Consider the following 12,733-nt stretch of genomic DNA (forward strand, 5'->3'; position numbering starts at 1 on the left):
CTTATAACATGAATAATGTTCATATTTGATAAATGAACATTATTCATGTTACTGTCAAGCTATGCCCACGGAAAAAGAAAAATTTGACAACAATACTACTTGGCGCGAGCCGGTTCAGGCGCGTGGAAAGAAGCGCGTAGCGGCCATTCTGGACGCCGCCAGAGAACTCGTTGTAGAATTGGGTTCGACTGATTTGAAAATGACTGAATTGGCTCGAAGAGCCGAAATACCGGTCGGCTCTCTATATCAGTTTTTTCCGACTCGCGCTTCGTTACTCTCGCGATTGTTCGAGATTGAAATGGGACCGATTGATGATGCTTTGAGAAAAGGCCTCAAACACGCCAACTCGGTCGATGAAATCGTTCGAGGTGTCGAATCCCTAATGAAACTCACACTTAAACTTGTTCGCCAACGCCCTTGCCTGTTTGTGATTTGGTCCAGCCCGGAAACCAACCCCGTTATCCGGCAAGCTGATTTTGACAATACCAAACGCAATAGCGCGGCTTTGTCCAAGCGCATATCTGAGCTTGCGAGCGAGAGTATCAATCCAAAAAAGGTACATGCAACGTCGATGCTCATTTGTCATCTTTGGGGGGCAGTTGTTCGGCTATGCATTACCGCCGATGAGGAAGACTATTCCGATGCCATATTACCAGAATATGTAGAGATGATCCAAAGACATTTGCGAAACCTCTGACGATGCGTGTGCCCGCTTTCGGGATAAGGCAGACATCCCTCTATTTTCCTACAACCCGTCTCATGGATTATGCTCGACTTGGTTTTTTGACATTGGCAAATATGAGGTGGTGATGCGGTTTGGTGGGCACTTTCGAAAGGTCACACTCGCTTAAGTCAATTCTATTATTAATTAATTGATACTAAAAGATTTTTTGTAACGAATATCGAGAGCAAAACTGGCTTTCCATGTGAACAACAGGCGCATGCTCGTGGTTCGCTTTCGGAATCATGTGGGCGCAAAAATCAGCACACGATCAATCCGACGCGACCGTACCCGTATATATATTTGATCTTGTTTTGAGAGAAAAATGGCTCCCCGGGACGGATTCGAACCATCGGCCAATCGATTAACAGTCGATTGCTCTACCACTGAGCTACCGGGGAATAGAAGCGATTTGCATCACAACGAGCGCGGCTATAGCAACGTCATTCGCACCCGGCAAGCCATCAAACGACAAATTGTTCCATTGCTATCCGATCATCCAATGCATGTTCTGGATCAAACAGCATGGTCAATGTCTGGTTGCGGTCAATGGAGATGGTTACCTGGGCAACATCACGAACCTCTTGCTGGTCGCCAACCGCACTAACTGGCCGTTTTTCAGCGTTCAGTACCTTGATGCTGATAGGCATTTTATCTGGTAAAATCGCCCCTTTCCAGCGTCGTGGACGAAACGGGCTGATCGGCGTGAGGGCCAGCAGATTTGAACCAAGCGGCAATATTGGTCCGTTGGCTGACAGATTATAGGCGGTCGATCCCGCCGGTGTTGCGATCAATATGCCGTCGCAAACCAGTTCTTCCAGCATGATTCGGTTATTGACCTGAATTTCGAGTTTTGCGGTTTGCCGCGTCTCTCTTAGCAGGGACACCTCATTAATCGCCGGGAGCACAAAGCTGGCGCCGGAAATTGTTTCGACTTCCATCTTGAGCGGGCGGACCTTGAACGGCCGTGCGCCTTCAATGCGGCGGACCAGGTCATCTTCGTGCCAGTTGTTCATCAGGAAACCGACCGTGCCGAGATTCATTCCATAAACCGGCATGATTTTCCGCCGGTTGAGCATTTGATGCAATGTCTGCAGCATGAAGCCATCACCGCCAAGAACGACAGCTTGATCCGCTTCTTCAATCGGAACCCAGTCCATCAAAGGCTGCAGTTTGTTTCCCGCCTCTTGTGCCTGCGGGGTAGGGGACACGACAAGTGCCCATTTTGATTCGCTCATCCGCCCGTGACGTTCATGTGACGCTCCAATATCTCTGCGGACCCGTCTAGTTGCGCATTAAAATCATGTCGTAACGGTTTGAGCTTCAAAGCTTTCTGAAGCAACCGGTCAACAGCCTCAATGCCTTCATTGCGCACGGCGGCGCGTAAATCAACATGCGCGTTGTGACCAAGGCACATAAATATTTTGCCATCTGTGGTCAGACGCAGACGATTGCAGTTATCGCAGAAATTATTGCTGAGCGGCGTAATCATGCCAAGCCGCAATCCCAGAGGTTCGACCGCCATGTAACGTGCAGGGCCAGCGCTCTTGTGCGCTATCGGACTGACAGAATATTGATCCGACAGAGGGGCGATAAATTCCTCTGCTGAAATATGCTCCAGTTTCCGGTCCGCGCCGACGTCACCCAAGGGCATTGTCTCGATAACCGTCAGGTCATGACCATTTTTCGCGCAATATTCCGCCATCGGCATCAGCGCGTCCTGATTAAAGTCCCTGAGGGCAACCATGTTGATCTTTACGCTTATACCCGCTTGCCGGGCGGCTGAAATGCCGGAAAGCACCTGATGGACATCGGCACCGCGCGTAATCTCCGCAAATTTGTCGGGATCAAGCGTGTCCATGCTGACATTTATCCGGCGCACATTATGTTCTGCCAAATGGTCCGCATATTCTTCCAGCAACGACCCATTAGTCGTTAGCGTAAGTTCCTCCAGTTTACCTGATTTGACTTTACGTCCAAGCCTTTGGATCACATCGCTCATATCACGTCTGACCAGTGGTTCTCCCCCGGTCAGGCGAATTTTCTTAACCCCATGGCCGATAAACCGTTCGGCTATCAGCGTGATTTCTTCCAGAGTCAGCAGCTCGCTCTTTGGCATGAACGTCATCTTTTCGGACATGCAATATTGGCAGCGGAAATTGCATCGGTCTGTTACCGAGATACGCAGATAGTCTATTTTGCGGCCAAATCCGTCGAGCATTATGTTTTTTCCATTGCAGCTTTGGCTTAAATCCTAGCGTTTTGTTTAGAAGCAGGCAACGGGCTATAAAGGTTTGCTCGCTATAGAAAAGAATAGGGGGACTGGGTATCGGTTTGCGCCCCCACTACGGAATAAAAGGGTATTGCAAGTCATTCAGGAATCTTCACCTATCTCCGGTCAAAGGGACGCCAAGCATTTATTCTTGCTGTCCTTTCATGATCGTGACCCTATGGCAGCAAGAATTTCTGCGATGGGTTGGCGCGTCAGTTCGGCTCGGCGACGGGATGAACTGGCGGGACGTTTTTTGTCTTCGAACGCCTTGATTGCCGTTATCGACCTGCGCGAAGCTGTTGATGATGGCTTGAAAGCGATTTCGGATATTGCTGCACTAGTGGATGATAGCGGTATCGCAATCCTCGCTTTTGCCGATCAAGCCATGCATAATCATATCGCGGCTAGGTGTCATGACGCCGGGGCCACCCATTTTCTCGATATTTCCAACCCGCACGCGGACATCGGGCCGGCCATAAATTTTGCCTATCGCTATGTAGAAAATATTCGTGGCGGCTCGGAGGCTACACAGAATTTCAATAGCTTACTCGCGCAGATTGAGGAGAAATGGGCTTTCTCCATAACGGGACTGCAGCAAAACTGGGTCAGCGATCAACTGCGGGAAAATGTGAAAAATGTAGATTTTGATACTTATCCCGCGACCGGCATTTACCGCATTCTCTCGCCGGATGAACGGCTTAGAGTTCGCGGAGCCTTTGGGCGGCTGCGCACCGGAGCTCCACAGGCCGCAGTGTCTCATTTGTTGAATGGTAACAAGGTTATCCATCATTTGCATGTTTCCGGTGATTATATTCACGGCCGTCTGGAACGTGTCGCCGCAGAAGAGGCCAGCCACAGCTGGACCGATCGCGATCTTTTGTCGGGCCTGCGCAACGGATCAGCAGCGCGAAGCTGGATGCGAGATCGTTTGGAGCGGGGTGAAAATCTTGGCCTGATGATCATCGGTCTCAAAAATTTCGGAACGATCAATGCGGCCTATGGGCGACCTATTGGCGATGAAATCATGCGCCGCACCGGTCAGCGGTTGATTGCCGAGACTATTGACGAGCCATCCGACAAATGCATGGTTGCCAGAATGGACGGCCAAAATTTTGTCGTCGCGAAGACACTGGATGGCGATCTAGGTGATATGGCAGGAAAATTGACTAGCTATGCAGAGCAGCTTTTAGCCCGCAATTTCGGGCCTATTTCTATTGAAGGCCGTAAAATCGGACTCGTCGCGCGCGCGGGCGTCGCGGTTGGACGAGATTCATCAGATGAAACGCTGCTGGTTAGACGAGCGACCCTGGCCCTGGCAGAGACAATGGTGTCTGATGCTGTGCCCGTTAAAATCAGTGGGTCATCCGAAAAAAATATTTTGCTGGAGCAAAAGCTGGAAGGTGACCTGGCCCACGCGCTGGAGCGTGATGAGATAACGATTGCCTTGCAACCACAGATTAAAGTGGATGACGGACAGCTGATCGGTGCCGAGGCACTTGCCCGGTGGAATCATCCTGAACTGGGTTTTTTGGGTGCCGCTACGCTGTTTTCTGTGGCCGAACGGGCCGGTTTGATGAAACTCCTGTCATCGCACATTCATGCCGCCGCTTTCGCCACAGCGGCCAGATGGCCGGATAGCCTTTCGTTTCTGCGGCTGTCGGTCAATGTCACGGCAGGGGATCTAGCTGCCCCAGATTTTGCCCAAAATATTATGGACAATATTGCTGCGTCCGGTTTTTCCGCGGAGCGGGCTACACTTGAAATCACAGAGTCTGAATTAATAGGCAATCTGTCCACCGCGGCACAGCGTCTTGCGGTGCTGAGAGAGCAGGGGGTCCGGATCGCCATCGACGATTTCGGGACCGGGTATAGCAGTTTGGCCTATTTGCAGAATCTGCCGCTGGACTATCTGAAGATTGATAGTGGTCTAACAAGTGATATTAGTGGATCCACGAAAGACCAGGTCGTCGTGAAATCGATCATTAACATGGCGCGCAGCCTTGATCTGGCGGTCATTGCCGAAGGTATAGAAACCGAGGCACAGCTGGAAAGCCTGGCCCGGGAAGGTTGCGAATATTTCCAAGGATTCCTGCGGTCTGGCCCTATATCGCAAGAGGAATTCGAGATATTTGCGCTAAGAAGTAACTAGCCTGTTTTTTGCTGCGCCAGTTTTGACAATCCCGTCGTCAGCTGTGTGAGGCCATGGAGCCGCGACTTGGGATCGCGCCATCGCCGTTCGATAAACAGCTTGTTATCCGGCCTGATCCGGGCGGTACCTTTCAGGCGCTCGGCATAGGCCAGCAGCCCCGGAACATTAGGAAACTTGTCGTTATGAAAGCTCACCAATGCGCCGCGCGGGCCCATTTCAATCTTGGCAATATGGGCTTTGACGCAGTTCAGTTTGATTTCCATCAGCTTGAGCAGATTGTCGGTTTCGACCGGCAATTCTCCGAAACGATCGATCATTTCTGCTGCAAAGGCCTGAATTTCCTGATGACTATCCAGTCCGTTCATACGCCGATACAGACCCATGCGGAGCGATAGATCGGGGACGTAGTTTTCGGGGATCAGGATGGGTGCGTCGACAGTTATCTGTGGCGAGAAGCTCTCGGCTTCTGCATCTAGCCCGGCGCCCTTTGCCTTCGCTTCCAAAATGGCGTCTTCCAGCATCGATTGATAGAGCTCGAAACCTACTTCCCGGATATGGCCGGATTGCTCGTCGCCAAGCAGATTTCCGGCTCCGCGAATGTCGAGATCATGACTGGCCAACTCAAAGCCCGCACCCAGACTGTCGAGATCACCGAGAATTTTCAGACGTTTTTCAGCCTTTTCGGTGATGATCCTGTCCTTTGGTGTGACCATATAGGCATAGGCCCGCGTCTTTGACCGGCCAACCCGCCCGCGAAGCTGGTAAAGTTGCGCAAGGCCGAAGCGATCGGCACGATGGATGATCAGGGTATTGGCGCTTGGAATGTCGAGGCCACTTTCGACAATGGTTGTGGCCAGCAGAACATCATATTTCTTGTCGTAAAAAGCCGACATGCGTTCTTCGACCTGCGCTGGCGGCATCTGGCCATGGGCGACAACATAGGTGATGTCAGGCACATATTCTTTCAGAAATTCCTGAATTTCCGGCAAGTCAGCAATACGCGGCACTACAATGAAGCTCTGTCCGCCGCGATAATGTTCGCGCATCAATGCTTCGCGTAGAGGAATTGGGTCCCAAGGCATGACATATGTGCGCACCGCCAATCGATCTACAGGCGGTGTCTGAATAACCGATAGTTCACGCAAACCGGTCATCGCCATTTGCAAGGTTCGGGGAATCGGCGTTGCGGTGAGGGTCAAGACATGGACGTCCGATTTCATCGCCTTCAATCGCTCTTTGTGGGTGACACCGAATCTTTGTTCTTCATCTACGATGATCAGCCCAAGGCGCTGAAACTCCACGGATTTGGCCAGCAAAGCATGGGTGCCGATGACGATATCGATATTACCATTGGCCATACTTTCTTTGGTTTTCTTGGCCTCTGCAGTCGGTACAAGTCTGGACAATCGTCCAATATTGAGGGGGAAGGGGCGAAAGCGCTCTTCAAAATTCGTAAAATGCTGACGGGCAAGCAAGGTCGTAGGGGCAATAATGGCCACCTGCATGCCGGCCATAGCTGCGGCAAAAGCCGCACGCATGGCGACTTCGGTCTTGCCAAAGCCGACATCGCCGCAAACCAAACGGTCCATCGCCTTGCCCGACCCCATATCGCCAAGGACCTCTTCGATAGCCTGCTGTTGGTCATCCGTTTCCTGATAGGGGAAGCGGTCAACAAAACCGGCCATGTCACCGGCCTCAATCCGCGCCGGTGTCGCTGGTTGCAACGCCCGGGCGGCGGCGGTCTTGAGCAATTCATGCGCAATCGCCCTGATGCGTTCTTTAAGTTTGGATTTTCGTCGCTGCCAGCCTTCTCCACCCAGACGGTCCAGCACCACCGTTTCTCCGCCTTCGCCATAGCGGCTGAGAACGTCGATATTTTCCACCGGAACAAATAACTTGTCCCCACCGGCATATTTTAGCGAGACGCAGTCATGGGGGCTTTCACCCACCGGGATAGATACAATCCCCTCGTACAGGCCAATGCCGTGCTCCAGATGAACGACCAGATCGCCCTGACTGAGCGCTGACAGTTCCGCGAGGAACGCGTCACCGCTTTTCCGCCGTTTTGACTTACGCACCAACCGATCGCCGAAAATATCCTGTTCGGTGAGCAAAGCCAGACTGTCTGTGCGAAAACCAGCCGCCAGTGGCAATATCGTCAAGGCAACCGCCGCTTCGGCAGTACTGCAGGATTTCCAGTCATCACAGAGCATTGCCGTCTTGACGTCATGATCCTTCAGCAGGTCAAAAAGCCGAGCGCGAGAGCCTTTGCTGTAGCTTGCGACAACAGCAGTTGTACCAGCTTTTGTAAGTGTATTCAGATGTACAGCCAAAGCCTTGTAAATATTCTCGTTACGCGCACGTTCGGGTGAGAAGTCGCGAGGCGAAGACACGGAGAGGGATAGAACGGTCGATGATTCCGGTTCATCAAACTCGCTCATGATGTGAATGGGCCCGTCGGTCTGTTGTTCTTGCCATTCTGAGGGCTCCAGATACAGCATTTCCGGCTCTAGTGGGCGGTAGCTCGATAAATTTGCCTTATCGGCTTCTTGCCGGTTTTTGTAATAATCCTGAATAGAAGAAAATTGCGCGTCTGCAGCTGCAGTAACTGCTGCATCGCGAAAAACCAGCGCGTCCTCCGCAAGATAATCAAAGAAGCTCGCCAGATTTTCTTCGATCAATGGCAGCCAATGCTCCATCCCAGACAGCCGCCGGCCTTCCGAAAGGGATTGATAGAGCGGATCACTGGTAGCAACCGCACCAAACAGCTCCCGATAACGGGTTCGGAAACGGGTGATGCTCTCTTTGTCCAGTAAGATCTCTGAAACAGGCAGCAGATCGAAGCCGTCGATATTCCCGATAGTGCGCTGATCGGCGGGATCAAACTGGCGCAGCGTGTCAATCTCGTCGCCAAAGAGATCGATACGCAGCGGCTTGTCGGCGCCCGGAGGAAACAGATCAATCAGCCCTCCGCGCGCAGCAAATTCGCCGCTATCCGCAACTGTATCGACCCGAACAAAGCCATTGGCATAGAGAAAGGAAACAAGTTTTTCCTGCTCAATCACGGTACCGGGTGCCAGTCGGGTGACCAGTTCTTTTACCCGCTCCGGGGCCAGTACCCTTTGTGTGACGGCATTTGCAGTCGTGATCACAAGCTGGCCGCCTGAGGAAGGGGACGCTAGCCGGGAAAGGGCTGCCAAACGTTCCGAAGTCGTGTGCAAAGCAGGCGATGCACGGTCGTAGGGCAGGCAATCCCAGGCCGGGAATTCAATGATGTCTAGACCCGGTTGAAAATAACGCGCCGCTTCCGCCATGGCGCTCATCGCTGCATCATCGGTCGCAACAAAAACGGTTCGCTGGCCGGACCGGACGGCGATATCCGCCAGACAATAGGGCCGATATCCCGCCGTTACGCCGGCAAGAGTCATTCCGTCTTTTGCGGATAATAATTTATCTAAATAAGACACTTATGGAATCTATATCAATCTTAACTTGAAGGTTTCACTTGGTGAAGTCGAAGTAATCTAGCTGTTGCATCGCGGTCATCTGATCATTCTGAAACTGCTCTGGCGGCGTCTGCTTTCCGATTGCCCAGGCCATGATATCTACATCCTCTTCCTCAAGCAGCTTTTCAAACCAGTCGATTTCTGCATCGGACCAGCTCTGTCCCCATTTGTCGAAAAAGCCGCCGATCATATTGTCGGCTTCCCGCGTGCCCCGGTGCCAGCTGCGAAAATGGAGCCGTTTGAGCCTGACTTCGCGTTCCATATCTGCTCCTGAATCTTTGCTTAGTGACTGCATCAATGCACAGGGACTGTGTCTGGTATATTGATCCCGCTTGCGTATAAGGCGGATAGACATGCGGCCCGAGATACTCAATCCATTATTTGGCGAAACACAGTCACTCAAAGGTGTTGGCAAAGCGCTTGCCAAACCACTGGAGAAACTGCGCCTGACGCGTGTGAAGGACCTGCTCTATCATAAACCGAGCTATTGGATGCGGCGCAAACGGGTGCAGGAGCTGGACGATGCGGATGTCGGCCTGACGATTATCGCGGAAGTGACGCCGGCAGACTATCGGAGCGGCGGACCGCGAAGCCCGTTTCGTGTGCAGGCGACTGACGCGCACGGTAATTATATCAGCCTGACCTTTTTTGGACGGAACACCGGTTGGCCAAAGAAATTGCTGCCGCTCGGGGAAAGCAAGATCATCTCGGGCAAGCTGGAGCGCTATGGCGACGAGCTGCAGATGCTGCATCCTGATGTGCTGGAATTGGCGGAAGAAAAGGACATTGCGCTGATTGAGCCGATTTATCCGCTGTCTGATGGTCTGGGTAATAAGCGGATGGGGCAGCTGGTCACGCAAGCCGTGGATATGGCTCCGCAGCTGGCTGAATGGATTGAGCCGAGCCTGCTCGAGTCCAAGAAATGGGAAGGTTGGCGGGAAAGCATTGTATCTCTGCACAGCCGGGAAGATGTCAAAAATATCGACCGACTCGCCTATGATGAGATTTTTGCCAATCAACTGGCTTTCATGCTTGTCCGCGCAAGCAATCGCCGCAAGAAAGGCATTCCGATCCAAGGCGACGGGCGCCTGCGGGATCAGATCAAGCTGCCTTTCGAGCTGACCGGCGCGCAAAAGCGGTGCATATCGGAAATTGAGGGTGATCTAGCGCAATCGTCGCCAATGCTTCGGCTTTTACAGGGTGATGTGGGGTCAGGGAAAACACTGGTTGCGTTGATGGCATTGCTGGGCGCGGTTGAGGCCGGCTATCAGGGCGCCTTTCTGGCGCCGACGGAAATCCTGGCGCGGCAGCATTTTGAAGGACTGCAAAAGCTTCTCACCGGGCTCCCTGTTAATCTTGCGATCCTGACGGGGCGTGACAAGGGAAAGGTTCGAGAGTCTACCCTGATGGGGCTTGCCGATGGTTCGATCGACATCCTTGTGGGTACACATGCAATCTTTCAGGAGAAGGTTCAGTATAAAAAGCTCGCGGTGGCGATAATTGATGAACAGCATAAATTCGGCGTTTCGCAGCGTTTGATGCTCACCCAAAAAGCGGAAAATACACCGCATCTTCTGGCCATGACAGCCACACCGATACCGCGGACGCTAACGCTCAGCCAATATGGCGGGATGGATGTGTCGCGGATTGATGAGCTGCCGCCAGGGCGTCAGGCCATCGAAACGCGGGTCATTTCAGATGGTCGCTTGCCGGAAGTGGTAGACGGGCTCGGTCGCCATATTGCGGGCGGTGGTCAGGCCTATTGGGTCTGTCCTTTGGTGGAAGAGAGCGAGAAAAGCGATCTGGCTGCTGCAGAAGAGCGCGCGGCCGCCCTGAAACTGCGATTTGGCGATCAGGTCGGACTTGTTCACGGGCGCATGAAAGGGCCTGAGAAAGATGCCGTTATGGAAAAATTCCAGCGCGGCGAAACCCGGCTCCTGGTTGCGACTACCGTCATTGAAGTTGGCGTGGATGTGCCTAATGCCAGCCTGATGATCATCGAAGCTGCCGATCGCTTCGGTTTGGCGCAATTGCATCAGTTACGCGGCCGTGTGGGAAGGGGGGATGTCAAATCCAACTGCCTGCTGCTGCGCGGTGATACGCTCAGCGAAACGGCCCGGGCTCGATTGACTTTGCTGCGCGAGACCAATGACGGTTTCAAGATCGCCGAAGAAGATCTAAGGCTGCGCGGCGCCGGCGAATTACTGGGTACGCGGCAATCCGGCGATGCGGGCTTTCGGATAGCCACGCCGGATCAGATATCGCAACTGATTTCGGCGGCGACAGATGATGCGCGGCTGTTGCTGGACAGGGACGGCGGACTGAGCAGCGAGCGCGGTCAGGCCGCTCGTATCGCGCTATATCTGTTTGAAAGAGATTGGGGGGTCAGCCTGATCCGTAGCGGCTAGGCTTGGCCCGGGTCAGAATGTCCGATCTGATCAAGCAGGGCGACGAAATCTGGCTCGCGAATAACGCGCTCAAACTCAAAACCGGAACGGCCGCTATGGGACCATACCAGAAACGCCTCAATGCGCCCCGCAATAGGAAGACGAACGACAACACGGTCACCCTTGTTGAGTTCAACCTCGTGAATAAACTGACAGCCATGAGCGGAAATGTTGCTCAGTTTAACAGAAAACTCACCATCTTTGCGCGTTTCGCAAATCGTTTCGAAATCAACCGGAAAACGCGTTGCGCGGCGTAATTCGGGCATTTTTTTGTTCGATACGCTTGGCATTAAGGACGCTCCGTCGATTGATGAAACCCTTAATTAACCTAATTTCCCCAATAAAAGGTAAACCAGCGTAACAAAAATCCGTACTTTTATAATGCGCGTCGCAAAAGCCCGTGCTTCTTCTTACCGGCGGAAATTTTGATATCACCGTCTGAGATAGCGATCATCGCGCCCGCATCCTTGATGGGTTCATCATCAATGCGCGCACCGCCGCCTGCGACCATCCGCTTAGCCTCGCCCTTGGACGCACAAAAACCAATGCTCACTAATGCGTTGAGGATAGAAATTTCACTGTCGGCCACTTCAAAAACCGGTAGATCGCCGCCAGCATTGCCTTGCTCGAACGTCTGTTGGGCCGTGCTCGCCGCATCTCTCGCCGCATCTTGGCCATGGGCCATCGCCGTTGCTGCATCGGCAAGGATTTTCTTGGCCTCGTTTATCTCGGAACCTTGCAAGGCTTCGAGCCGGGCGATTTCATCAAGATCAATGTCGGTGAAAAGTTTCAAAAACCGGCCAACATCCGCATCCTGTGTATTGCGCCAAAATTGCCAGTAGTCGTAGGGAGCAAGCTGGTCAGCATTCAGCCACACGGCTCCGCTGGCTGTTTTGCCCATCTTTCCGCCATCGGCGGTGGTAATCAACGGTGTTGTCAGACCAAATAATTGTTTGCCGTCAATACGCCGCGTGAGCTCAATGCCGTTTACAATATTGCCCCATTGGTCAGACCCGCCCAGCTGCAGCCGGCACTTGTTACGCCGGGACAGTTCCAGAAAATCATATGCCTGAAGAATCATGTAGTTAAATTCCAGGAAGGTGAGGGGTTGCTCCCTGTCGAGACGGAGCTTTACCGAGTCGAATGTCAACATCCGGTTGATCGTGAAATGCGGTCCGATATCGCGCAGAAAATCAACATATTGCAGGGCATCAAGCCAATCAGCATTGTTGATCATCACTGCATCGGTCGGACCATCGCCAAATGTCAGGAAGTTGTCGAAAATCCGCCTGATGCTCGCGATATTCTCATCAATATCTTCCGCACTGAGCATCTTCCGGCTCTCGTCTTTGCCAGAAGGATCACCCACTTTGGTTGTGCCGCCGCCCATGACCACAATTGGTTTGTGGCCAGCCTGTTGCATACGGCGCAGCATCATGATCTGGACCAGACTACCGACGTGCAGAGAGGGTGCCGTCGCATCAAATCCGATATATCCAGGTATAATCGTCTTGGATGCAGCAGCATCCAGCCCGTCTGCATCGGTTAATTGGTGGATATAGCCGCGATCATTCAGTAAGCGGAGGAGGTCAGATTGATAATTGGTCATGGAGTGGTTCGTTACATGCAGCAGAGGAA

General features: G+C 52.7%; 9 protein-coding genes and 1 tRNA gene. 3 read left to right on the forward strand and 7 right to left on the reverse strand.

Annotated elements, in window-relative coordinates; translation table 11 throughout:
- Positions 1–25 precede the first annotated feature (25 nt).
- Positions 26–697 (forward strand): TetR/AcrR family transcriptional regulator, encoded by a 672-nt coding sequence (locus DK507_RS13595; protein WP_162559051.1) that lies wholly within the window; start codon positions 26–28, stop codon positions 695–697.
- 350 nt (positions 698–1,047) lie between these two features.
- Here DK507_RS13595 and DK507_RS13600 read toward each other — a convergent pair.
- The 3 genes from DK507_RS13600 to moaA form a co-directional block, all read right to left on the reverse strand.
- Positions 1,048–1,122, reverse strand: a tRNA-Asn gene (locus DK507_RS13600).
- Positions 1,123–1,185: 63 nt separating this feature from the next.
- Positions 1,186–1,959 carry an NAD kinase gene (locus DK507_RS13605; protein ID WP_109356886.1) on the reverse strand — a complete coding sequence of 258 codons (774 nt, stop codon included), beginning with the start codon at positions 1,957–1,959 and terminating at the stop codon, positions 1,186–1,188.
- Positions 1,956–2,942, reverse strand: a complete 987-nt coding sequence (gene moaA / locus DK507_RS13610; RefSeq protein WP_109356887.1) for a GTP 3',8-cyclase MoaA — start codon at positions 2,940–2,942, stop codon at positions 1,956–1,958. The genes DK507_RS13605 and moaA overlap by 4 nt, the downstream gene beginning before the upstream one ends.
- A 229-nt stretch (positions 2,943–3,171) precedes the next feature.
- On the opposite strand from moaA, the gene DK507_RS13615 reads away from it, so the two are divergent.
- Entirely contained in the window at positions 3,172–5,142 is a 1,971-nt protein-coding gene (locus DK507_RS13615) for a bifunctional diguanylate cyclase/phosphodiesterase (RefSeq protein ID WP_162559052.1), read from the forward strand.
- Here the strand turns inward: DK507_RS13615 and mfd are convergent.
- Together mfd and DK507_RS13625 are read right to left on the reverse strand one after the other, a co-directional pair.
- A complete protein-coding gene (gene mfd / locus DK507_RS13620; RefSeq protein WP_109356889.1) occupies positions 5,139–8,609 on the reverse strand; it encodes a transcription-repair coupling factor in 3,471 nt (1,156 codons plus the stop codon). The two genes, DK507_RS13615 and mfd, sit on opposite strands and share 4 nt — an antisense overlap.
- A 34-nt stretch (positions 8,610–8,643) precedes the next feature.
- The gene (locus DK507_RS13625) at positions 8,644–8,910 is read right to left on the reverse strand and encodes a succinate dehydrogenase assembly factor 2 (RefSeq protein ID WP_109356890.1); all 267 of its coding nucleotides are present in this window, start codon (positions 8,908–8,910) and stop codon (positions 8,644–8,646) included.
- Positions 8,911–9,001: 91 nt separating this feature from the next.
- On the opposite strand from DK507_RS13625, the gene recG reads away from it, so the two are divergent.
- Positions 9,002–11,056 (forward strand): ATP-dependent DNA helicase RecG, encoded by a 2,055-nt coding sequence (gene recG, locus DK507_RS13630; RefSeq protein WP_109356891.1) that lies wholly within the window; start codon positions 9,002–9,004, stop codon positions 11,054–11,056.
- On the opposite strand, the gene DK507_RS13635 is transcribed toward recG, so the two are convergent.
- Both DK507_RS13635 and tyrS read right to left on the reverse strand, forming a co-directional pair.
- On the reverse strand, positions 11,053–11,385 hold the full coding sequence (locus DK507_RS13635) for a PilZ domain-containing protein (protein WP_109356892.1): 333 nt from the start codon (positions 11,383–11,385) through the stop codon (positions 11,053–11,055). The two genes, recG and DK507_RS13635, sit on opposite strands and share 4 nt — an antisense overlap.
- An 86-nt stretch (positions 11,386–11,471) precedes the next feature.
- Positions 11,472–12,704 carry a tyrosine--tRNA ligase gene (gene tyrS, locus DK507_RS13640; RefSeq protein ID WP_109356893.1) on the reverse strand — a complete coding sequence of 411 codons (1,233 nt, stop codon included), beginning with the start codon at positions 12,702–12,704 and terminating at the stop codon, positions 11,472–11,474.
- Positions 12,705–12,733: the final 29 nt, after the last annotated feature.

The sequence above is a fragment of the Sphingorhabdus sp. EL138 genome, from assembly GCF_900258045.1.
Lineage (GTDB): Bacteria > Pseudomonadota > Alphaproteobacteria > Sphingomonadales > Sphingomonadaceae > Parasphingorhabdus.